Annotated in this window: 15 protein-coding genes, 1 tRNA gene and 1 pseudogene; 6 read left to right on the plus strand and 11 right to left on the minus strand. The window is 52.0% G+C overall.

Features of this window, described 5'->3' with window-relative positions:
* Window positions 1-2: 2 nt before the first annotated feature.
* From ETG88_RS16640 to ETG88_RS16650, 3 genes are all read left to right on the plus strand, one after another.
* The gene (locus ETG88_RS16640) at window positions 3-1,694 is read left to right on the plus strand and encodes an AAA family ATPase (protein WP_129035837.1); all 1,692 of its coding nucleotides are present in this window, start codon (window positions 3-5) and stop codon (window positions 1,692-1,694) included.
* Window positions 1,684-2,610 carry an HNH endonuclease gene (locus ETG88_RS16645; protein ID WP_129035838.1) on the plus strand — a complete coding sequence of 309 codons (927 nt, stop codon included), beginning with the start codon at window positions 1,684-1,686 and terminating at the stop codon, window positions 2,608-2,610. Before ETG88_RS16640 ends, ETG88_RS16645 begins: the two co-directional genes overlap by 11 nt.
* 101 nt (window positions 2,611-2,711) lie before the next feature.
* On the plus strand, window positions 2,712-3,677 hold the full coding sequence (locus tag ETG88_RS16650; RefSeq protein ID WP_129035839.1) for a 5'-nucleotidase: 966 nt from the start codon (window positions 2,712-2,714) through the stop codon (window positions 3,675-3,677).
* A 61-nt stretch (window positions 3,678-3,738) separates the two neighbouring features.
* Here ETG88_RS16650 and ETG88_RS16655 read toward each other — a convergent pair whose 3' ends face one another.
* A complete protein-coding gene (locus ETG88_RS16655; protein WP_129035840.1) occupies window positions 3,739-4,947 on the minus strand; it encodes a tyrosine-type recombinase/integrase in 1,209 nt (402 codons plus the stop codon).
* A gap of 295 nt (window positions 4,948-5,242) precedes the next feature.
* Window positions 5,243-5,337 (minus strand) — tRNA-Sec (locus ETG88_RS16660).
* Between the two features lie 281 nt (window positions 5,338-5,618).
* Between ETG88_RS16660 and ETG88_RS16665 the strand changes: the two genes are divergently transcribed.
* Together ETG88_RS16665 and yicI are read left to right on the plus strand one after the other, a co-directional pair.
* Complete coding sequence (locus ETG88_RS16665) at window positions 5,619-7,013, plus strand: glycoside-pentoside-hexuronide family transporter (RefSeq protein WP_164971811.1); 1,395 nt, start codon at window positions 5,619-5,621, stop codon at window positions 7,011-7,013.
* A gap of 12 nt (window positions 7,014-7,025) precedes the next feature.
* Window positions 7,026-9,347: an alpha-xylosidase gene (gene yicI, locus ETG88_RS16670; RefSeq protein ID WP_129035841.1), complete on the plus strand. Its 2,322-nt coding sequence runs from the start codon at window positions 7,026-7,028 to the stop codon at window positions 9,345-9,347.
* 112 nt (window positions 9,348-9,459) lie between these two features.
* On the opposite strand, the gene ETG88_RS16675 is transcribed toward yicI, so the two are convergent.
* From ETG88_RS16675 to gmk, 7 genes and pseudogenes are all read right to left on the minus strand, one after another.
* On the minus strand, window positions 9,460-11,175 hold the full coding sequence (locus ETG88_RS16675) for an AsmA family protein (protein ID WP_129035842.1): 1,716 nt from the start codon (window positions 11,173-11,175) through the stop codon (window positions 9,460-9,462).
* A gap of 118 nt (window positions 11,176-11,293) precedes the next feature.
* Window positions 11,294-12,688 carry a nucleobase:cation symporter-2 family protein gene (locus tag ETG88_RS16680; RefSeq protein WP_100778213.1) on the minus strand — a complete coding sequence of 465 codons (1,395 nt, stop codon included), beginning with the start codon at window positions 12,686-12,688 and terminating at the stop codon, window positions 11,294-11,296.
* A 103-nt stretch (window positions 12,689-12,791) separates the two neighbouring features.
* Entirely contained in the window at window positions 12,792-14,873 is a 2,082-nt protein-coding gene (gene recG, locus ETG88_RS16685; protein WP_129035843.1) for an ATP-dependent DNA helicase RecG, read from the minus strand.
* A 3-nt stretch (window positions 14,874-14,876) separates the two neighbouring features.
* Window positions 14,877-15,566 (minus strand): tRNA (guanosine(18)-2'-O)-methyltransferase TrmH, encoded by a 690-nt coding sequence (gene trmH / locus ETG88_RS16690; RefSeq protein WP_102105079.1) that lies wholly within the window; start codon window positions 15,564-15,566, stop codon window positions 14,877-14,879.
* 4 nt (window positions 15,567-15,570) lie between these two features.
* Window positions 15,571-17,681, minus strand: a pseudogene (gene spoT, locus ETG88_RS16695) (bifunctional GTP diphosphokinase/guanosine-3',5'-bis pyrophosphate 3'-pyrophosphohydrolase).
* A gap of 19 nt (window positions 17,682-17,700) precedes the next feature.
* Complete coding sequence (gene rpoZ / locus ETG88_RS16700; RefSeq protein ID WP_032615688.1) at window positions 17,701-17,976, minus strand: DNA-directed RNA polymerase subunit omega; 276 nt, start codon at window positions 17,974-17,976, stop codon at window positions 17,701-17,703.
* 54 nt (window positions 17,977-18,030) lie between these two features.
* Window positions 18,031-18,654, minus strand: coding sequence for a guanylate kinase (gmk, locus tag ETG88_RS16705; protein ID WP_100778209.1), 624 nt, complete (start codon window positions 18,652-18,654; stop codon window positions 18,031-18,033).
* Window positions 18,655-18,904: 250 nt separating this feature from the next.
* Here gmk and ligB point away from each other — a divergent pair, with 250 nt between their 5' ends.
* Window positions 18,905-20,575, plus strand: a complete 1,671-nt coding sequence (gene ligB / locus ETG88_RS16710) for an NAD-dependent DNA ligase LigB (protein ID WP_129035844.1) — start codon at window positions 18,905-18,907, stop codon at window positions 20,573-20,575.
* On the opposite strand, the gene ETG88_RS16715 is transcribed toward ligB, so the two are convergent.
* Window positions 20,572-22,224 carry a phosphoethanolamine transferase gene (locus ETG88_RS16715; protein WP_129035845.1) on the minus strand — a complete coding sequence of 551 codons (1,653 nt, stop codon included), beginning with the start codon at window positions 22,222-22,224 and terminating at the stop codon, window positions 20,572-20,574. The genes ligB and ETG88_RS16715 overlap by 4 nt on opposite strands.
* A 116-nt stretch (window positions 22,225-22,340) precedes the next feature.
* Window positions 22,341-22,958, minus strand: coding sequence for a trimeric intracellular cation channel family protein (locus ETG88_RS16720; protein WP_129035846.1), 618 nt, complete (start codon window positions 22,956-22,958; stop codon window positions 22,341-22,343).
* Window positions 22,959-23,065: the final 107 nt, after the last annotated feature.

The following is a 23,065-nucleotide window of genomic DNA, read 5'->3' on the forward strand; positions in this document are numbered from 1 at the left end:
CAATGAAGATTGTTTATACACCTGATCGATCCTGGAGAGAAATCCCACCAGCAAAACCAGAACTTGGTGATGTTTTATCTCTGAGCAGTAATAATTGGGATGACTATGGATATAAAACTACTCTAAACGCAAAAATATACATTAAGAATCAATCTATTTCATTTGATTTTTCAATTAAATTATTAATTGAAAATGTCGATAACACGGCAATAAAGCTAGATGAATTATGTAAAGATGGATGGGATGGAATATTCCCCATTCCTAATACTAACTATATAGCTCTTCCATCTGATATTGATTTTTATCAAATACTCATATCTAAAATAGGTGAGGAATCAACAGTCAATCTTCTGAATGATCTGAACGATGCAGGTTTCAACAAAAATGTTTACCATAATGAAATATCTAACAGACTCATAGAACAAGATGCCTTTAAAACGTCATTACTCCGAGAAAGTGGAGCAAATAAAGCCTATCTAGACGGTTATCTGATATTCCAAAATATTCACGCAGAAATAAGAAACTTTCAGTTAAATATTTTAACGAAAAAAGGAGGTGTAAATAAGATACCATTTAAATTTGAATCTACTTTATTGCCTTATGATATTAATGTTATTATTGGCCCGAATGGGATTGGTAAATCTCATTGCCTGAAATCACTTGTCGAATATTGGTTGCAAATAGGAATGGGGGAACAACGATTACTTGAAAAAAATAAGCATACTCCATTTGATGAACGACCTAACATAAGTAAGCTTGTTCTTGTTTCTTATAGCCCTTTTGAAGAGTTCAGCCTAGATCTAGAAAAAGACAATTTACAAGATAAAAAGGCATATCAATATTTTGGTTTCAGGCAAATGAGAGATAATGGGACAATTGGTATCAGTCGAAACTTACCAGCTTTAAATTCAAGTGAGTCATTACTTGAAATGATATCTGATGATAAGAAATACCAATTCATTGAAAATAGAATAAATAAGCTCAACTCTGTCGATTCTGCACTCAAATCTGCTATTAGCTATGATTATTGTGTTCTAAGATTATCTCCAGAAGATAACTCATCTTATCTCGGGAAAGATATTGTCATAATTGATGGTGAAAAATATCTCCCTGCAGTAAATATTGTAAAATGGGCTGATCATCTAGATTTAATAAGGGATTCTATACTACTCAATGATGGTGTAATCTTTGTTAAAGATGGGCAAATTGTAAATCTTAGTTCTGGCCAACGATTATTTGTATATATAGCTATTAATGTTGTCGGTGCAATGAAAGAAAATAGCTTAATTGTGATTGATGAACCTGAATTATTTTTACATCCTAACCTTGAAATAGAATTCATTGGGCTACTAAAAAAATTACTTAAACCGTTTCGCTCTAAAGCTATTCTAGCTACTCATTCCCTATCTATCACACGTGAAGTACCGTCAAAATGTGTACATATATTCCGCTACAAGGATGACGAACTTGAAATAGTCCCCCCACCATTTGAAACATTTGGCGGTAATGTTCAGAGAATTTCTTCTTATGTTTTCGGCGATAAATCGATCTCTAAGCCTTTTGATGAATGGCTTGAGATGCAGCTTCAAGATATTAAAGATCCTGAAAAATTAATTGAAATGCTGAACGAAGAAATTAACGAAGAAATGATCATGAAAATCATGAGCTTAGGGAGAAAAAATCATGGTCGCTAAATTGCCTTTACCTGAATATAACTCTATTACAGTACTTAGAACTATCATTTCAGAACGAGAGTGGTATAAAGATTTCTATAACAGCTTAACTAATGATTGGGTGTCACATGTAGAAAACTATCTGGAACATCATGGTGACCCGCGTTTTATTACACCTATCGATCTGTCACTATATTTATCAGAAGAATCAGTGCAAAAAGAGGAAAAAAAAACAACTGATGCTAATAGACATATTTCACCCAAAGAGAGATTAAGAGAAAAAAGAAAACAAACCCTTATTAATTTATACTCTCCTGATGAGGGGAAAACACCTTACGATATTCTTGAAGAGTTAAGACGAGGGCATAACCTGTTATTTTGCCCATGTTGCGGAGAACCTGGAAAGCCGACAACATTAGACCATTACCTGCCCAAAACTATATATCCCGAACTAGCTATAATTATTGCCAACCTAACACCAATGTGTAATGAATGTCAGCAAAATAAAAGCTCCGATTATTTTGATGATAATAGAAACAAGATTTACATACATCCATACTTTGACCCTATTGACCAAGTTAACTTAAGCATTAATATAGAAGAACCTTATTCTACTCCAACATTCGAACTGACCATCCTTGAGGATGGGGGTAATAACGAGTTTTATGAATTATTAAAACGACACATCAATGGTGTTAAATTTTTAGAGAGATTTGATGAATTCTGTCGAAATGAATATATGGCATTATTACGCACGATGTCATTAGAACGTCAAGATGCTGAACCTGATAGAGCATCAAGAATAATACGACGATTCAAGCGTCAACATGAAAGCCAGTCTCCAAACAGATGGGAGGCTATTTTTTACAGAGGGATTCTAAACAATACAGAACTACTTGATTTTTTGGATAATGGTCATTTACCTAATTATACTTAATGTGGAGAATTATTCTATATATAAAAGTATTAACAATGATTTACGATAAAAGGATGAAGGAATATACTGCCCTTACATGATAGCTGTTTAGGATAGTAACCATGCCTTTAGATTTAAGTAATACTTTAGTTATTGGCATCAGCGCAACTGCGCTTTTTGACATGAGCGAATCCGACCGCATGTTTCGCGAAACGTATGCAACCGATCCTGACAGCGCCATTGAAAAGTATCGCGCCTACATGCTGGAACACGAAAACCAACCTTTGCAGCCTGGTACAGGTTACCCCTTGGTCAAAGCGCTTCTGGGTCTGAACCAGTATCGTCAACCGGATGATCAATCACCGTTGGTTGAAGTCGTTGTTATGTCGCGTAACAGTCCTGATACAGGTATCCGTGTTCTAAATACCATTCGCCATGACAAACTCGATATTACACGTTCAGCTTTTACCGCAGGCGAAACCGTTGCCGATTACCTTGATGCCTTTGATGTGGATCTGTTTTTAACAACTAACGTTGAAGATGCGCAAAAGGTGATTGATTCCCGATTCTGCGCCGCTGCAATCCTGAAAGATCCGCCTTCTAAAGCATCTGATATCCCGGAAGGGCAAGTGCGGATTGCTTTTGACGGTGATGCCGTGCTTTTCTCTGATGAAAGTGAGTTAGTTTATAAAACTCAAGGGATGGCCGCTTTTCACGCCCTGGAGGATGCGCAGCAAGATATCCCGATGGCTGAAGGGCCCTATGCCACTTTGCTAAAAAAAATAGCCAAGCTTCAGGAACGATTGCCGACCCGCGTTGAGTATTCTCCTGTTCGTATTGCACTGGTGACAGCCCGAAATAGCCCTTCGGAAATGCGTGTCATTAAAACGCTGAGAAGCTGGGGGGTGTATGTCGATGAAGCTTTTTTTCTTGGCGGGGTAGAGAAAACAAAAGTATTAAAAGCGTTTAAACCGCATATTTTCTTTGATGACCAGGATGTGCATTTGATTGCTGCCGCAAAGGTGGTGCCTTCCGGTAAAGTACCTTATGCCAGCAATTCAGAGCTTTTTGAAAACAAAGCGTCATGAAACTTTAAATAAATAGCCATCTTTACCGCTGGATGGCTATTTATTAATTTATGCCGTCTTCCTAAATGTCCCCTCTACCACACTCCCAACTCCCACCTTTCCCCAGCTCACCAATATAATCCGCATACCACTGCATCATTTCCCGACGTCCATCCAGATACTGAGCATGGTTATACGTCCCACGAATCGCGTTCTTATCGACGTGAGCAAGCTGCGTTTCAATCCACGCTGAGTTAAATCCTTGCTCATGCAGAATGGTACTCATCGTGTGGCGGAAACCATGCCCTGTCAGCCTGCCTTTATACCCCAATAACTCAATAACCTGATTAACGCTTTCCTTGCTGATCGGCTTGCGAGGATCGTTCCTGCCGATAAAAACCAGCGGGTGATGCCTTGAGATCGGTTCAAGTTGCTTAAACAGTGCAACAACCTGATCCGACAGCGGCACAATATGAGGCCGTTTCATCTTCATCACTTCTGCCGGGATCTCCCATAATTTCTTCTCAAAATCGATATCTTCCCAGCGAGCGAAACGCAACTCTTGTGTACGAACGCCGGTTAACATAATGATCTGCGTGGCGGTTTTGGTGATAACACTACCGGTGTATCCGGCCAGATCTTTAAGGAAGTGTGGTAACTCTTCGACTGTGAGGAACGGGAAATGTGTTTTCTTAGGGGTAGCCAGAGCTGTAGCAAGATCTGACACGGGGTTATATTCAGCTCTCCCGGTAACGATAGCGTAACGGTAGACTTCATTACAACGCTGGCGGACTTTGCGCATTTTCTCTAAAGCGCCGCGCTTTTCAAGGCGACGAAGAATCTCAAGCCAGTCCATCGGCTTAATATCGACGATAGGGCGTCTTCCCGTATGAGGGAAGATATCTTTCTCGAAGGTGTCGATGATTTCATCGCGGTAGCGTAATGACCAGCGATCGGCTTTCGTCTGATGCCATTCGCGGGCAATGGCCTCGAATGTATTCTTGTGGCTCATTTGCTGGGCGATTTTTTCTTCTTTCTTTACTTCACCTGGATCGCCTCCAGCGGAGAGTATTTTTCTGGCCTCACTGCGCTTTTCGCGTGCGTCAGCCAGGGAAACATCAGGGTATACGCCAATAGATAGCATCTTTTCTTTACCGGCAAAGCGGTACTTCATACGCCAGTATTTGGAACCATTAGCGTTAATAAGCAGATACATGCCACCGCCATCGGTCAGCTTATAGGGCTTTTCTTTTGGCTTTGCGGTTTTCACTTTTACATCGGTTAGCGCCATGACATCCTCCGGCTTTTGATGAATCCATCCTCCAGGGGACTTCCGCTAATGACTAACCTGATACCCCCATGTACCCCTTATATAACAAAGATGTCTTTAAAACCTGTTGTTATACATCACATTTTCACCATTATGGGGGTGCTGATATTTTAAAGAAAAATAACACCCCCTAATGTACCCCCAAAAAGGACTTGATGCCGATTACCTTCAGGCGACAATGGTGGGGTTATTTCTCTTGTTTTATCAGGTATTACAGGGATTTTATTGACTTAGAGGGGGTTCAGGAGAGGCTAGTTGGCGGAAGATCACAGGAGTCGAACCTGCCCGGGAACGCTGGCGTCCCCAACTGGATTTGAAATCCAGCCACCTCACCGGAGATGACGATCTTCCGCGCCTCGATTGCTACATGGAGGCGGTGCGCATTATAGCTACTTTCAGGCATTTACCACATCATTTCGCAGAGTTTTTTCATCCCTGCTTTGACCTGCATTAACCCCTCTTACTTAAATCTTAAGAAAATCCTGAGGTTAGGTTTTTTCTCCAATTTCTACGGCGATCACAAAAGAGAAGAATCGTAACCAGCTAACCAGAAAACAGAATATCCGCTCTCCCTGCGATGGTTTACAACATCTGAAACCGGTCTCAGCGCCCCTACAGCGTCAAGGATAAAGATAATGAGCGAAATATTGTCTGTGAAGGAAAAGATTGGCTATGGCATGGGAGATGCCGCCAGCCACATCATTTTTGATAACGTCATGTTGTATATGATGTTTTTCTATACCGATATTTTCGGTATCCCCGCCGGATTTGTCGGCACCATGTTCCTGCTGGCGCGTGCGCTGGATGCGATTTCCGACCCGTGCATGGGGCTGCTCGCCGACCGCACCCGCAGCCGCTGGGGGAAATTTCGTCCGTGGATTTTGTTCGGTGCAATCCCGTTTGGCATCGTCTGCGTGCTCGCGTACACCACGCCGGATCTTAGCCTGAACGGTAAAATGGTTTATGCCGCCATCACGTACACGCTGCTGACCCTGCTCTATACCGTAGTGAATATCCCTTACTGCGCCCTCGGTGGCGTCATTACTAATGACCCGACGCAGCGCATCTCCCTGCAATCCTGGCGCTTTGTGCTGGCGACAGCGGGCGGCATGCTCTCCACGGTGCTGATGATGCCGCTGGTGAATCTGATTGGCGGCGAAGACAAAGCCTTTGGCTTCCAGGGGGGGATCGCTGTGCTGTCGGTGGTCGCGTTTCTGATGCTGGCGTTCTGCTTCTTCACCACCAAAGAGCGCATCCAGGTGCCGCCAAGCACCACCTCCATGCGTGAAGATCTGCGCGATATCTGGCAAAACGACCAGTGGCGCATCGTCGGCGTGCTCACCATTCTCAACATCCTCGCCGTCTGCGTGCGCGGCGGCGCGATGATGTACTACTGCACCTGGATCATGGGCACGCCGGAAGTGTTCGTCGCGTTCCTCACCACCTACTGCGTCGGCAACCTGATTGGCTCCGCGCTCGCCAAACCCCTCACCGACTGGAAATGCAAAGTCAGTATCTTCTGGTGGACCAACGCCCTGCTGGCGGTAGCGAGCGTGGCGATGTTCTTCGTGCCGATGCATGCCACGCTAATGATGTTCAGCTTTATCTTCGTGATTGGCGTGCTGCACCAGCTGGTGACGCCAATCCAGTGGGTGATGATGTCCGATACCGTTGATTACGGCGAATGGACCAACGGCAAACGCCTGACAGGGATCAGCTTTGCGGGCACGCTGTTTGTGCTGAAACTGGGCCTGGCGCTGGGCGGCGCGCTGATCGGCTGGATGCTGGCCGGCGGTGGCTACGATGCCGCAGCCAAAACTCAGAACGGCACCACCATCAACATCATTATTGGCCTGTTCACCCTGGCCCCGGCGGCCTGCTATGTGCTGAGTGCCATCGTCGCCAAACGCTATTACACGCTGAAAACCCCGTTCCTGACCAAAATTATGGGCGAGCTGGCGCAAGGCGCGCGCCGCAACCAGCAGGAGTTTGAAACCCTGCCGGTCAGCAAAGAAATGCAGAACTAAGAGGATAAAAGTATGAAAATCAGTGACGGAAACTGGCTAATTCAACCGGGCCTGAACGTGACGTACCCGGTGCAGGTGTTCGACGTGGAGCAGCAGGGCAACGACCTGGTGGTGTACGTTGCGCCGCGCGACGTGCGTGAACGCACCTGGCAGCTCGACACATTGATGTTTACGGTTCGCCTGTTCTCGCCGCAGGAAGGCATTGTCGGTGTGCGCATCGAGCATTTCCAGGGCCCGCTGGACAACGGCCCGCACTATCCGCTGAACGTTCTGAAAGCCGTGAAAGTACAGATTGAAAACACGGCGGAATTTGCCGAGCTGAAAAGCGGCAATCTTAGCGTGCGCGTTACCAAAGGGGAGTTCTGGGCGCTGGATTTCCTGCGTGACGGCCAGCGTATCACCGGCAGTCAGCTGAAAAATAACGGCTACGTGCAGGATGGCAATACCGACAGCAACTACATGTTCGAGCGCCTGGATTTAGGCGTCGGCGAAGCGGTGTATGGCCTCGGCGAGCGCTTTACCGCGCTGGTGCGTAACGGCCAGACGGTCGAAACCTGGAACCGTGACGGCGGCACCAGCACCGAGCAGTCCTACAAAAATATTCCGTTCTACCTGACAAACCGTGGTTACGGCGTGCTGGTGAATCATCCGGAAAATGTGTCGTTTGAAGTTGGCTCGGAGAAAGTCTCCAAAGTGCAGTTCAGCGTGGCGGGCGAGTATCTGGAATATTTCGTTATCGACGGCCCGACGCCGAAAGAGGTGCTCAACCGCTATACCCAGTTCACCGGTCGCCCGGCGCTGCCGCCTGCATGGTCGTTCGGCCTGTGGCTCACCACCTCATTCACCACTAACTACGACGAAGCGACGGTGAACAGCTTTATCGACGGTATGGCCGAGCGCGATCTGCCGCTGCACGTCTTCCACTTCGACTGCTTCTGGATGAAAGCCTTCCAGTGGTGTGATTTTGAATGGGACCCGGTGACTTTCCCGGACCCGGAAGGGATGATTCGCCGCCTCAAGGACAAAGGGCTGAAAGTCTGCGTGTGGATCAACCCGTATATCGGCCAGAAATCGCCGGTATTCAAGGAGCTGAAAGAGAAAGGCTATCTGCTCAAGCGCGCGGATGGCTCCGTATGGCAGTGGGATAAGTGGCAGCCGGGGCTGGCAATTTATGACTTTACCAATCCAGAAGCCTGCCAGTGGTACGCCGATAAGCTGAAAGGGCTGGTCGATATCGGCGTGGACTGCTTCAAGACCGACTTCGGCGAGCGCATCCCAACTGACGTGGTGTGGCATGACGGGTCCGATCCGCAGAAGATGCACAACCACTACGCCTATATCTATAACGAGCTGGTGTGGGACGTGCTGAAAGAGACCGTTGGCGAAGAGGAGGCGGTGCTGTTTGCGCGCTCCGCGTCCGTCGGTGCGCAGAAGTTCCCGGTTCACTGGGGCGGCGACTGTTACGCCAATTACGAATCCATGGCGGAAAGCCTGCGCGGTGGGCTGTCGATTGGTCTGTCGGGCTTTGGATTCTGGAGCCACGATATCGGCGGGTTCGAGAATACCGCGCCTGCCCATGTGTACAAACGCTGGTGCGCGTTCGGACTGTTCTCCAGCCATAGCCGCCTGCACGGCAGCAAATCCTACCGTGTGCCGTGGGCGTACGATGATGAGTCCTGCGATGTAGTGCGCCACTTCACCCAGCTGAAATGCCGGATGATGCCGTATCTGTATCGCCAGGCGGCGCTGGCCCGCGAGGTCGGCACACCGATGTTGCGCGCGATGATGCTCGAATTCCCGGACGATCCGGCGTGTGATTATCTGGACCGTCAGTACATGCTCGGCGACGCGATGATGGTGGCACCGGTGTTTAGCGAAGCGGGTGACGTGCAGTTCTATCTGCCGGAAGGTCGCTGGACACACCTGTGGCATAACGACGAAGTGCAGGGCAGCCGCTGGCATAAACAGCAGCACGACTTCCAGAGTCTGCCGGTGTATGTGCGCGAGAACACCCTGCTGGCGCTCGGCAACAACAGCCAGAAACCGGATTACGCGTGGAACGAAGGCACGGCATTCCAGCTGTTTAGCCTGGCAGACGGTTGCTCGGCGGTAAGCGAAGTCCCGGCGGCAGACGGCTCGGTCGTGTTTACGCTGACGGCTTCTCGCCAGGGCGATACGGTGACCTTAAAAGGCGAAGGAAACGCGCAGGACTGGTCAGTCTGTTTGCGCAATGTGCAGCAGATCGCGGGTGTCAAAGGCGGTTCCCATGCCGGTAGCGAATGGGGGGTGGTGGTCAAAGCGCAGGGGAGTGAAGTGGTGATTCACCTGAAGTGATGTGCCTGAAATGGCCCGGCGGCGCTACGCTTACCGGGCCTACGGTGTTAGCTTTGGTTTGCAGGCCGGGTTAAGCGTAGCCGCCGCCCGGCTTTTTTATGCCATTAACATTTCAGGGCTGGGGTGTTACAGATGGCGCGACCGCAGGGCTTGTCGATACCTGGCCACCCGCCATCGTCTGCTGTACTTGTTGTTTATCCATATTCACCGCGTTCAACTTCCCATTTACCGACGGTTTCAGCGGCGCTTTGTCCTGCACGCTGCCGCTGGCGGTCAGCTGGATATTGCCGTCGCCGTTAATTGGCAGTGCAGGCCAGCCCCACTGTTGCAACACATTCACCGGCACGCCGCGCCCCTTCAGGCTAACCGTGGTCTGGCGCTGCGGTAACTGTGATATGGTCGCCGTGGCTTCAAGAATGCCCTTCTCGGTGAAGGCGCTCAGTTCCGTGATATTCACCGTCGACGCGTTGGCCGCCAGCGCCAGTGACGGACGGCGCACGTCCACGCGATTAAAGGTGGCAGCGGCACCGTTCAGGGTCGCATTGCCGCCCCACACGCCCCACTGACGATCTTTCGCCAGCTGGAGGTTGGCACCATATCCGTCGAGAGAGGTGATCTGCCACGGGAAGGCGGGATCGATATCGATCACCAGGTTGCGACTCAGGCCGAATTTTATCAGGGTCACGCCGTGGAGCCATTCCGGGAGCTGCTCCATCCACAGGGTTTTCCAGTTCGGTGGCAGGGTGTATTCCAGACCGGCCACCGCGACATCGTCCAGTACCAGCGCTTTACCGTTGCGTAGCCAGTTGCCGGAGGTGCGCACCATACCGCCTTCCCAGCGGGAGGTGAACTGGCGCAGCGCCACGCCCTGCGGTGCAAACTCTGCATTCAGAATAGGATCAAAAAGATGCAGCGAGCCGTAGATAAACTCGCTGGCATTCATCGATAAACGTCCGTCCTGGCTTTGCCAGTCGCCCTGGCTGAGGGTCAGATTGCGCAGGCTTAAATCGAGATCGGTTACGGCCCAGTCCGGCCCTTGCAGGCGGGCATCGGTGACCTCCAGGCGGCCAATCTGCAGCGACGGCAGGGTGGTGATCGGCGCAAAGAAATCCAGCAATGATTTGTCGCTTTGCAGACGAATGTCGTTCAGGCGCATGGTGTCGATGACCCAGCCGCCGTCGGCATTGCGCCGCGCAGTACCGGTCAGCGAGCCGCGCGCCATATCTGCGCCGATGGTGCTCAGCACCACTTCTTTACCGTTCAGCTCGCCCTGAATCAGCACATTGCTGGTGGGCACGCCGTTGAGCGTCAGCGATCCGGCGCTCATCTGAATTTGCGCTTTTTTGCCCAGCACGCTGCCCGCTTCCGGCTGCCAGGGGCTGACGCCACCTGTTACTTTTTGCGCGCTCAGATCCCATTCCATATTCGGGCTGTTGAACGCCATATTGTTCAGCTGCAGGCGGTCGGCCTGGAACGGAAGCGGCGCGGTTTGCGGGGAGAGGTTAAGCGTCCCGTCGTGAAGGGTGATGGTATCCATGTGCAGCGGATCGGTGAGCTGTCGGCTGCTCAGACCAATATCCACTTTTTTCGCCACCAGGGTGGCGGGTTTGCCATCGCGGCCAAAGGTGACATTTTCCAGAATGATGTGCGACGGGGAAGAAAAACGGTGATCCATCAGGTCGAAATTGAGTTCGTAGTCGGTGTTAACCGTAATCCAGCTGCTCACCTGAGCCGCGCCCCAGCGGGTCTGCACGAGGATATAAAGTGCCAGGATTGCGAGCAGCACCGCAATCAAAATCCAGATCAGCAGCTTTCCAATAAATTTCATGGTCTTCCATCCCATCAAACGCACATAAGGGAGTTATGCACGATTTATGCGCAATCCTCAAGGCAGGAATGGTGTAATTCGGTTTCACGGCAGGCGTGATGCCTGCCGTGACGGGGGATCAGTTCTTTTCTGGCGGGAAGACGAGGTTCAGCACAATCGCCGTGATACCCCCTGCGGCGATGCCGGAGGAGAGTAGGTTTTTCACCCAGTCAGGGGCGAACTGCAGGATCAGCGGCTGCTGGGAAACACCCAGACCGACGGCCAGGGACAGCGCGATAATCATGATGGCACGACGGTTCAGCGGCTCACGCGATACGATGCGCACACCAGAGGCCGCAATCGTACCGAACATCACAAGCGTTGCGCCGCCCAGAACCGGTTCCGGAATGTGCTGCACAAAGCCACTCACCGCCGGGAACAGGCCGAGCACGATCAGCATCAGCGCCACGACAAAGCCCACGTAGCGGCTGGCGACGCCGGTCAGCTGGATCACGCCATTGTTCTGGCCAAAGCAGGAGTTCGGGAAGGTGTTGAACACGGCAGAGACAAACGAGTTCAGACCGTTCGCCAGCACGCCGCCTTTCAGGCGTTTCATGTACAGCGGGCCAGAGACCGGCTGTTCGGAGACGTCAGACGTTGCGGTGATGTCGCCGATGGTTTCCAGCGAGGTGATCATGAACACCAGCATCAGCGGCAGGAGCAGGCTCCAGTCAATGCCGAGGCCGTAATAGAGCGGTGTCGGCACCATAATCAGCGCGCTGTTAGTCGGTGCGGTGTTCTCCGGCAGCATGCCCATCGCCCACGCCACCAGATAACCGGTCGCCATGGCAATCACCAGCGAGGCGACGCGCAGGTACGGGTTACGCTGACGGTTGAGCAAAATAATAATCGCCAGCACTACGCCCGCCAGCAGCAGGTTTTTCGGTGCGCCGAAAGTGTGGTCACTCATCGCCGCATACCCGCCGCCGATAGAGGTTAGGCCCACCTGAATCAGCGACAGACCGATAATCATCACCACCACGCCGGAAACCAGCGGGGTAATGACGCGGCGCGCCAGATGCAGCACGCGGGAGATGACCATTTCCGTGCAGCTGGCCAGCATCAGGGTGCCGAAAAGCGCAGCCATCATCGTCGGGACATCGGCCCCGCCGGTTTTCAGCGCAGTGCCACCCATAATCAGCGGGGCAACAAAGTTAAAGCTGGTGCCCTGAATCGACAGCAACCCTGAACCGACCGGACCCCAGGCTTTAATCTGGATAATAGACGCCACGCCGGATGCAAACAGCGACATGCTGATGATGTGCTGCGTGTCCTGAGCCGGTAAGCCGAGCGCCTGGCAAATCAGCAGGGCAGGTGTGATAACGGCCACGAACATCGCCAGCAGGTGCTGACACGCGGCGAACAGCGTTTGCGCCAGCGGTGGGCGATCTTCAAGACGGTAGATGAGTTCACTATTATGTTGAGCGTGCGCAATCGGTTGCGCATCTTGAGACTCTACGGCGTTAACGGACATCGGCGGCAATCCCACGGGTGAAAAGCGGGCATTTTAGCTGACCGGATGGTAAAAGCAAACGATTGCATTTATAAATTTATTAAAACAGGGCTGAGCACAGTGATCAGGCGTTGGAATAGCGCTCGGTTTCTGGCATCCACCTTTGAATAAGCCCGGCGGCCTGGACGGGATAACGCTCATGAATGTGGCGGGCAAGGCGCTGGACTTCCGGAATCATCGACTGGTCACGAAGCAGATCGGCCACTTTGAATTCGGCGTTACCGGTCTGGCGTGTGCCCAGCAGTTCGCCGGGGCCGCGGATCTCGAGATCCTTTTGCGCAATCACAAAGCCGTCATTGCTGTCGCGCAGCACCTGGAGTCGCATTTGTGCCGTTTTAGAAAGCGGGGATTTGAAGAGCAGGACGCAGTGGGAAGCCACCGCACCACGGCCAACGCGTCCCCGCAGCTGGTGAAGTTGCGCAAGGCCCAGCCGCTCCGGGTTTTCGATAATCATCAGGCTGGCATTCGGCACATCCACGCCCACTTCGATAACCGTTGTGGCAATCAGTAAATGCAGCTCGCCCTGTTTGAATGAGTGCATTACGGCCTGTTTTTCAGCGGGTTTCATGCGGCCATGCACCAGCCCGATATTCAGCTCGGGCAGCGCCAGTTTTAGCTCTTCCCACGTCGCTTCTGCGGCCTGCGCTTCCAGCAGGTCGGACTCTTCAATCAATGTACAAACCCAGTACGCCTGACGGCCTTCGTGAGTGCAGGCGTTGCGCACGCGATCGATGATCTCGCTGCGGCGCGTATCCGGAATGGCCACGGTGGTGACCGGCGTTCGGCCGGGTGGCAGTTCATCGATCGTCGAGGTATCCAGATCGGCATAGGCGGTCATCGCCAGGGTGCGCGGGATAGGCGTGGCGGTCATGATCAACTGATGCGGGTGGAAGCCCTGCTGCAGCCCTTTTTCCCACAAGGCCAGCCGCTGATGTACGCCAAAGCGATGTTGCTCATCGATGATCACCAGGGCAAGGCCGTTAAACTGCACCTGCTCCTGAAAAATGGCGTGGGTACCGACAATCATCTGTACCTGACCGCTGGCGATGGCTTCCTGTTGCGCGAGACGTGCTTTGCCTTTTTGCTTGCCGGCAAGCCAGCCCACTTCCACGCCCAGCGGCGCAAACCAGCTGCGGAAGTTATTGGCGTGCTGCTCGGCGAGCAGTTCGGTTGGGGCCATCAGCGCCACCTGTTTGCCGTGCGCGATAGCGCGCAGGGCCGCAAGGGCGGCGACCAGCGTTTTACCGGAGCCTACGTCACCCTGTACCAGACGCATCATCGGAATATCGAGCGCCATATCGCGTTCGATCTCGGCAGTCACGCGTGCCTGGGCAGTCGTCGGTTTAAAGGGCAGTGAGGCCAGCAGCTTATCTTTTAAATCATCACGGGCAGGCAGAGGTTGTGCGTGAAAACGCTGTGCACCCGCGCGAAGAGCCAACATGCTCAGGTTATGTGCCAGTAATTCTTCAAGGATAAGCCGCCGCTGCGCCGGATGTTGCCCGTTTTCTAACTCGCTCAGCTGTAAAGACGGCGGTGGACGGTGCAGGGTGCGAATGGCTTCCGGCAGGCTCATCATGCCCTGTGCCAGCTCAGGCGGCAGCAGTTCGGCGATGGCGCAGGTATCAAGCAACTCAAGCGCCTGATCCGTCAGTTTTCGCAGCGTCGCCTGCTTGATACCTTCGGTAGTGGGGTACACCGGCGTCAGCGTCTCCTGGAGTTCAGGCGTACTCAGATCGCCTTGTACACGGTACTCCGGGTGGATCATCTCCGCGCCATATTTCCCGCGTTTGGCTTCGCCATAGGCCAGAACCCGTCGTCCGGCGGCCAGGCTGTTTTTCATCGCAGCACTGAAATTGAAAAAACGCATGGTGAGAATGCCGGAGCCGTCGCTGATCTGACAGGTCATCATGCGACGGCCGCCAAAGGTAATAGTGCTGTTCAGGACTTCGCCTTCCACGGTGGCGTAGATTCCGGGCAGCAGATCGCCAATCGCGTAAAGCTGGGTGCGATCTTCGTAACGCAAAGGAAGGTGCAGGAGTAAATCTTGTACAGTGTGCAGGCCAATTTTAGCCAGCTTGTTGCTTTGCGCCGCACCTACGCCCGTTAATGAGCTGAGCGGAACGGCATCAAGCAGGTGGCCGTTCATGATTTAGCCTGCAAACTGCATGGTGGACCACCACGCGGCATCGGCTTCGATTTCGCCCTGCGCATTGACGTGGGGATAAGGTAATTGCTTCTGTTTAGCCACGCGAGCCAGCACCGGATAGCCGCCTTCAAACAGCAGACGCTGCTGTTCAACTTCTGGAAGCATGCTGTTTTCGCGTTCGTACATCCCGGCGTTCTGACGCTGGCGCTGGGCTTCATACAGAATCAGCGCAGAGGCGACAGAGACATTCAGCGACTGCACCATGCCAATCATCGGGATGATGATGTCCTGATCCGCCAGATCTAACGCTTCCTGCGTGATCCCGGTTTTCTCCTGACCCATCAGAATGCAGGTCGGGCGGGTGTAATCAATGTCGCGAAAATCGACGGCTTTATCGGAAAGGTGGGTCGCCAGGATTTGCATCCCGCTGCTTTTCAGCTGCGTGACAGCATCCGCAATCGTGGGGTGGGTTTTTACCGTCACCCAGCTGTTGCTGCCTGCCGCGCTGGAGGCCATGGTGCGCATATTTTTACCCGGCCAGACTGCGTGAACTTCATGCACGCCAACGGCGTCCGCGGTGCGGACGATGGCGGAGACGTTATGAGGTTTATGGACCTGCTCCATGCAGACCGTCAGATCGGGCTGGCGTCTGGCGAGCATCTCACAGATACGTGCATAACGTTCTGAATTCATTAGCCTAGTTTCGGTTTCGGGTGACTTTAATGACGTCCGGCATCACGCGGATTTTGCGCATGATATTCGCCAGATGCACACGATCGCGCGCGGTCAGACGAATAAAGGCGCTGTAAACGCGGCCATCTTTTTCTTCCGTATTCAGGCTTTGAATGTTGGAAGATGCCGTGTTTATCGCCGCCGTCAGGTTTGCCAGCGCGCCCTGGTGGTTGAACATATCGACCTTAATTTCGGTGATAAATTCCTGCTCGGTCTCTTTATCCCACTCAACGGCCATGAACTTCTCTGGCTCTTTTTGATAGCCACGGATGTTACGGCAGGACTCGTGATGGATAACCAGACCTTTACCTGGGCTGACGTGGGCGATGATTGGGTCGCCAGGAATCGGTCGGCAGCATTTAGCGAAGGTGATAAGCACCCCATCCGCACCTTTGATCGGCAGATGACCGTGCCCCTGCGTGGTCGGCTGCACAGCGGAGGCTTCGCCCTGCTGGAGGTTCTTCGCCACGACGACGCTCATTGCATTACCCAGGCCGATTTCTGCCAGCAGATCGTCAAGTGAGGCGAGCTTCATGCGCTCCAGCTCTCGTTGAATGTTCTCTGGCGGAATTTCGGCCAGCTTGCGGCTGCCACCCAACGCATGGTTGAGCAGGCGACGGCCCAGGCTAACGGAGTCGTCACGTTTGAGGTTTTTCAGCAGCTGACGGATCTTCGCGCGTGCTTTCGAACTGACGACGAAGTTAAGCCAGGCGGCATTTGGGCGAGCGCCCGGTGCAGTAATAATTTCGACCGTCTGGCCGCTGGTGAGCGGCTGAGACAGTGGATACGGCTGTCTGTCGACACGTGCGCCCACGCAGGCATGACCGATATCGGTATGTACCGCATAAGCGAAGTCGACCGGCGTTGCGCCAGCAGGCAGCTCGACAATGCGCCCTTCTGGCGTGAAAACGTAAATCTCATCCGGGAAGAGATCGGATTTAACGCTCTCGATAAATTCAAACGAACTACCGGCGCTCTGCTGAAGTTCAAGCAGGCTTTGCATCCAGCGCTGGGCGCGGATTTGCGCGGTGGTACTGGTTTCACCGTGCTCTTTATAAGCCCAGTGCGCAGCAACACCCATTTCCGCCATCTGGTCCATGTCTTCGGTACGGATTTGTACCTCAACAGGTACGCCGTGCGGCCCGATCATCGAGGTGTGCAAAGATTGATAGCCGTTCGCTTTTGGAATGGCAATATAGTCTTTAACGCGCCCCGGACGCGGTTTGTACAGGCTGTGCATCTGACCGAGTACGCGGTAGCAGGTGTCAGAATCATGGACGATGACGCGGAACGCGTAGATGTCCATGATCGAGTGAAAACGCTGCTCTTTCAGCACCATTTTGCAGTAGATGGAGTACAAGTGCTTTTCGCGACCGCTGACGCGACACGGAATTCCCGCTTCCTGCAAACGCCCTTCGATTTCAGAGAGGATCTTCTGAATCATCTCTTTACGGTTGCCGCGCGCGCTTTTACCACCTCTTTAATCACGCGATAGCGGTTCGGGTACAGCGCTTCAAAACCCAGCTCTTCAAGCTCGGTTTTAATGTGATGGATACCTAAACGGTGCGCCAGCGGGCTATAAATTTCGAGGGTTTCACGGGCGATGCGGCGACGTTTATCGGGGCGTAATGAGCCCAGCGTGCGCATATTGTGAGTACGGTCAGCGAGTTTGATGAGAATGACGCGGATATCCTGCACCATCGCCATAATCATCTTGCGAAAGTTTTCGGCTTGCGCCTCTTTCTTATCGCGGAATTTCAGCTTATCAAGCTTAGAGACCCCTTCCACCAGTTCGGCAACGCTTTTACCAAACAGATGTTCCATATCCTGGTAGGTGGCGGGGGTATCTTCGATCACGTCATGCAGCAGCGCGGCCATCAGCGTTTCATAGTCGAGTTTCATCTCGGCCAGAATACAGGCCACCGCTACCGGGTGCGTGATATAGGGTTCACCGCTTGAACGTGTTTGGCCCTCGTGAGCGTCACGTGCAACGAGATACGCCTGCTGAAGACGCTTAATCTGGTCTTCAGGCAGGTAGGTTTGAATCAGTTGATTCAGGCTTTCAAACAGATACAAGGGCGACCCGCAGGTTTAATTAACGACGGCCTTCAGCAATGGCGGTTACGGCCTGCAGTTCTGCGGCTTCCTGCTCTTGCTGCTCCTGGCGCTCACGTACGTCGAGGATCTGGTTGTTGATCAGACCTTCTTCGATTTCGCGCAGTGCGATCACGGTGGTTTTATCGTTTTCTTCTGGTACCAGTGGATCTTTGCCGCCGGACTGCATCTGACGAGCGCGACGCGCGGCCACCAGTACCAGGTCAAAACGGTTACCAATTTTCTCTACAGCGTCCTGAACAGTTACGCGTGCCATACTTAAAATGCTCCACAGATGAAGAAATGACTGGGCATGATACTGAATGTGGGTTCAGTCTGCCAACAGTTTGGTGATTAATGCGTCATGTCGCTGCTTCTGGCGGCTCATACGCAGACGTTCTGCGCGAATAATGGTTTTCAGATCGCCCAGGGCAGTATCAAAATCATCATTCACAATAAGATAATCATATTCGGCGTAATGGCTCATTTCTGCAACTGCCTGCGCCATACGTTTTGCGATAACTTCTTCGCTGTCCTGGCCGCGGCCACGCAGGCGACGGTCAAGCTCATCCTTCGACGGCGGCAGAATAAAGATGCTCCGCGCTTGCGGCATCTTCGCACGAATCTGCTGTGCGCCCTGCCAGTCGATATCCAGGAACACATTGACGCCGGTTGCCAGAACCTGCTCGATGGTTTCACGGGATGTCCCGTAGAAATTTCCGAATACTTCAGCGTGTTCAAGGAACGCGTCTCTGCCAATCATCGTTCTGAATTCATCGTGATTCACAAAGAAATAGTGTTCACCGTGTACTTCACCCGGGCGCGGTGCCCGCGTGGTGTGAGAAACCGAAACTTGCGTATCGTACAACGGTTGGGTTTTTAACAGAGCCTGAATCAGGCTGGATTTACCCGCGCCACTAGGGGCAGAAACAATATAAAGCGTGCCTTGAGCCATGAGAGTCTTTTGTATGTGTTAGCGAAGAAGTCCTACATACGGGCTTATTATACACGTCACTGCTCTGTGACGTAGTCTTTGTCACACTTTTTCCTCGGGATTGTTGATTTTTGCGTACCGTTTTCCGGTTTTACCCGCCGTTTGCTGCAACCAGAACATAACGCGGAAGCAGGCTCGTAAATCGTGGTTTTGCCGATAGCCAGGTTAAAACAGCAGGGTTATACCTTTCGCAAAATAGGGAGGTATCACGATGTGGAAATGGGCTGGATTGGTGTTGATGCTGTGGAATGGCTACGTGATGGCGGTTTGCCCCGCCTGGTCGCAGGCTAAAGCAGATCAGGAAATGGCAAAACTGAGTGCGCAGATTGCCCGCTGGAGTGAGGCGTACTGGCAGGAGGGGAAAAGCGAGGTCAGCGATGAGGTTTACGATCAGCTTAGTGCGCGGCTCGCGCAATGGCGCTTTTGCTTCAACAACGAACCCACTTCCGATGATATCCCACCTGCCAATGGGATGGTGAAGCACCCTATTGCGCATACGGGTGTACATAAGGTTGTGGGCATAAATGAGTTACGCCAGTGGATGAAAACGCACCACGATCTGTGGGTACAGCCGAAAGTGGACGGCGTGGCGGTGACGCTGGTCTATCGCAAGGGCAAGTTAGTGCAGGCCATTAGTCGTGGCGACGGAATGAAAGGAGAGGACTGGACGGCGCAGGTGCAAAAAATACCGGCGATTCCGTTAACTCTGCAGGGAGCGTTGGCGGACAGTGTTTTGCAGGGCGAACTGTTTTTACGCAGCGAAGGGCATATCCAGCAGCAGAAAGGGGGAATGAATGCGCGCGCTAAAGTCGCTGGCATGATGATGCGCCAGAGTGGCAAGCCGACGCTGGATAAAATCGGCGTTTTTATCTGGGCCTGGCCCGATGGCCCCTCTTCAATGCCGCAGCGCGTCGCTGAACTGGCGAAAGCGGGGTTTTCTCTGACCGGGCGTTATACGCGCGCAGTCCGAACCGTAGAAGAGGTGGAGCAAAACAAAACCGAATGGCTGACATCCGTTTTGCCCTTTGCCACTGACGGTATTGTGGTGCGTTCCGCAATCGAACCTGCGGGTGAGCACTGGCAGCCTGGAGCAGGAGACTGGGTGGTTGCGTGGAAGTATTCGCCCGTCTCACAGCTTGCAGAGGTTAAAGCCATTCAGTTTGCGGTTGGGCGAACGGGCAGGATCTCTGTTGTCGCCTCTCTTGAACCTGTGCAACTGGATGACAAACGGGTACAGCGAGTGAGTCTCGGTTCCGTAGGGCGCTGGCGGACGCTTGATATCGCCCCTGGCGATCAGGTACTGGTGAGTCTGGCGGGGCAGGGCATACCCCGGCTGGATAAGGTTGTGTGGCGGGGTGTGGACCGCGTGAAACCGACGCCACCGCCCCCGAATTTTAGCCCGCTGACCTGCTTTTACGCGTCGCCAGAATGTCTGGAACAGTTTTTTGCCCGGTTAGTCTGGCTGAGTTCGAAGCAAATACTCGATATCGAAGGACTGGGTGAGTCAGGCTGGCGGCTATTACATCAGGCTCATCATTTCGAACATATTTTCTCCTGGCTGTCGCTGACTCAGGAGCAGCTCCAGAATACGCCAGGCTTAAATGCTTCGCGGGGATTACAGCTTTGGCATCGTTTTGAGCGGGTACGTCATCAGCCTTTTATGCGTTGGATTGGTGCGCTAAGTGTGCCGCTGCCGCAAGCTGCAGCAAAGGCGCTGAATGAACATTCATGGCAGCAATTACGCGACAAAGAGGCGGTGAGCTGGCGCCTGCTTCCCGGTATCGGCCTGGAGAAAGCACGAAAGCTGGTCGAGTTTTTTCACGATCCAGCTATCGTGGCTATGGCAGCCTGGTTGCGAACGCAAGGCATCCAGGGGTTTTAGAGCGAACCGGCCTTAGCCTTACGCCATGGTGTTTTTTTGTCTGGCGAGCTAAAAGTATCCCGAAGCTGGTCGTAGTCGAAGATATGTCGACCACCGTCCATTACCGGAAGCAATGTTGATTCCTGATAGCAGGTTTCCAGAACCGAACGGCAGTTCTCAGCGCCCGTGGAGATGCCAAGCCAACTCAGCATAAGCCAATAATTGTTTGCAGTGGACCAGTATCCTGGTACCCAACCCAGTTGACGTTGCTGGCTTGAGAGCGCGGGCTGGCTGTACCAGATAAACTGCGGGACTTCGTACGCCTCTTTGCTAGGATTACGTGAGCCATGCATGTAAATGGATTCCAGCTGTGGGTTTTTTTCCAGCCCATGGTCGGAGAAATAGAGAAGAGAAGAGGCGCTATTTTGCAGGCGTTTTGCCACCTCACCAATAAATGCGTCGGTAAAGCGAATCGCATTGTTGTAGCAATCTTCGTACTTATTTCCCGTATTGAGTACCTGAGCGGACGCGGGATAGCGGTCACACGCCATCTCATGACTGCCATTAATATGCAATACGATGAATTTCTTACCCGGTTTTTTCAGCGCTTCATCCAGGGCAGGTAAAAGTTCGGTGTCATATTGCGTGTTAATCCACTGTGCTTTATGGCTCGCAGAGGCAATCGCGACAATATAATTATTACTCTTTCCTGAGTTGCCCTGCGCGCTGATCCATTCCGTGTAATAACCAGATTTTTTGGCAATGCTGACGATATTGTCGGCGAGTTTGTCGACCGTAAAGTTATCAGGATCGGCTTTACTCAGTATCATTGGGACTGCCAGCACTGTGGCTGACGCCGGAGCAATAGCATGGGTAAAGATCAGAGCATTCTTTGCATACGCTGATTCAATTGGCGTGGTCTCCTGGTTGAAACCATAAAGCTGCATATTACTGCGGCGGGCAGATTCTCCAACAATCACCACATAGTTTTCGATACCCGTCTGATGGTACTGCAGGGCGGGATAGTGCACTTGCTTCTGGCTAATTTTTTCAGCCAGTGCGCTATCTCGGTGGGCAATAATAAATTCCGAGCCTGTGTAAAATGGCGTGTTCGTCAGGATGCGTGCACTCAATGGGTAATAAACTTCCAGGTCTTTACGTTTTTTCAACCAGTTAGCAGTTGAATACCAGCCTATATAGCCAACCAACAACACCATGCTGATGATTTTTGCCCTGTCTGACAGGTTTTCGCTCAGTGACTTAATGGCATACCAGGTGATAACAAAATAGGCCGCGATGACAGGGAAACTGTTTAAATACAGCCCGGACATACTTTTCGCTTCGGCTACGTGGGTCGCCAGAATACTCATCGCAAAAACGGTGTTGAATTCGCTCTGATAAACATTCCAGGTACTGAATGCGATCGCAAAATTAAGCGTCAGGAGGGCCGTAAGAAGAAAGGCAATAATTTTACCGGGAAGGTAGCGATAAAGGGCTGACGCGCCAAGTAAAAGCAGGCCATTGCAAATCGCAATGCGCACAACAAAGCGTGCAGGCTGCGTGAAGTACACTGGCCACACTTGTATCAATACAGAGATCATCAACAGGATTAAAAAATGACTGCTGAGTTTTTTATCCAGGATGAGGGCAGAGGCTTTAGCAAGTGACATCGGTTCTTAACGCATATTTCCAGGACGGTTACAGGCGGTTATTGTAATCGTTTTTCGATTTAATATAAGCCTACGAAACGTGCTGATTAATACTTGTTGCCTCTCTATTACGTTACTTATTGCGAGTCATGGGTGTAATGAAACACCGGAAGCCCAAGTTTTAGGCGCAACGCCAACATGCGCGCGGTAAAACCAAACAGCAGGGTGGCGATGACGACGACATCATGGCTCGACACATAATGTTGTAGCGCAATGTACAGCACGGCTGAGGCGAACGAAATGCCAGCGTAGAGCTCTTTCTGGAAGACCAGCGGAATGCGTTTACAGAACATATCGCGCAGCACGCCGCCAAACACGCCCGTGACCACAGCGGCGATGATGGCAATGATCGGACCTTCACCCATATCCAGCGCAATTTGCGCACCAATAATGGAAAACACGATCAGCCCTAATGCGTCCAGTACCAAAAACAGACGGCGCAGATGAGGCATCACAGGGGCGGCAATCGTCGTCAGAACCGCGGCGACAGCTACGATCACCACATACTCAGGATGTTTGACCCAACCGAGTGGATAGTGTCCCAGCAAGATATCACGGACAGATCCTCCACCGAGTGCCGTAGCGGTGGCGATAATGATGACACCGAAGGTGTCCATACGACGGCGCCCAGCAGCCAGCGCACCGGTCATGGCTTCAGCGGTGATACCGACCAGATAGAGAATGTGTAAAAGCATTATCGCCTCCAGAAAAACTGGTGGCAGAGTAGCCTTTTGTGGCTTAGATCACGATTGAGATTTTCTAAAGTGAGCCGATTTGGCTTAGTTAAACTAATTAATCGCTG

Origin of the sequence: Lelliottia nimipressuralis, from assembly GCF_004115925.1 — a bacterium.
Taxonomy (GTDB): domain Bacteria; phylum Pseudomonadota; class Gammaproteobacteria; order Enterobacterales; family Enterobacteriaceae; genus Enterobacter; species Enterobacter nimipressuralis.

Excerpts from the sequence above, each read along its gene's own strand:
- ETG88_RS16640 (WP_129035837.1), top strand. The coding sequence starts at position 3 with ATGAAGATTGTTTATACACCTGATCGATCCTGGAGAGAAATCCCACCA.
- ETG88_RS16645 (WP_129035838.1), top strand. The coding sequence starts at position 1,684 with ATGGTCGCTAAATTGCCTTTACCTGAATATAACTCTATTACAGTACTT.
- ETG88_RS16650 (WP_129035839.1), top strand. The coding sequence starts at position 2,712 with ATGCCTTTAGATTTAAGTAATACTTTAGTTATTGGCATCAGCGCAACT.
- ETG88_RS16655 (WP_129035840.1), bottom strand. The coding sequence starts at position 4,947 with ATGGCGCTAACCGATGTAAAAGTGAAAACCGCAAAGCCAAAAGAAAAG.
- yicI (WP_129035841.1), top strand. The coding sequence starts at position 7,026 with ATGAAAATCAGTGACGGAAACTGGCTAATTCAACCGGGCCTGAACGTG.
- ETG88_RS16675 (WP_129035842.1), bottom strand. The coding sequence starts at position 11,175 with ATGAAATTTATTGGAAAGCTGCTGATCTGGATTTTGATTGCGGTGCTG.
- ETG88_RS16680 (WP_100778213.1), bottom strand. The coding sequence starts at position 12,688 with ATGTCCGTTAACGCCGTAGAGTCTCAAGATGCGCAACCGATTGCGCAC.
- recG (WP_129035843.1), bottom strand. The coding sequence starts at position 14,873 with ATGAACGGCCACCTGCTTGATGCCGTTCCGCTCAGCTCATTAACGGGC.
- trmH (WP_102105079.1), bottom strand. The coding sequence starts at position 15,566 with ATGAATTCAGAACGTTATGCACGTATCTGTGAGATGCTCGCCAGACGC.
- rpoZ (WP_032615688.1), bottom strand. The coding sequence starts at position 17,976 with ATGGCACGCGTAACTGTTCAGGACGCTGTAGAGAAAATTGGTAACCGT.
- gmk (WP_100778209.1), bottom strand. The coding sequence starts at position 18,654 with ATGGCTCAAGGCACGCTTTATATTGTTTCTGCCCCTAGTGGCGCGGGT.
- ligB (WP_129035844.1), top strand. The coding sequence starts at position 18,905 with ATGTGGAAATGGGCTGGATTGGTGTTGATGCTGTGGAATGGCTACGTG.
- ETG88_RS16715 (WP_129035845.1), bottom strand. The coding sequence starts at position 22,224 with ATGTCACTTGCTAAAGCCTCTGCCCTCATCCTGGATAAAAAACTCAGC.
- ETG88_RS16720 (WP_129035846.1), bottom strand. The coding sequence starts at position 22,958 with ATGCTTTTACACATTCTCTATCTGGTCGGTATCACCGCTGAAGCCATG.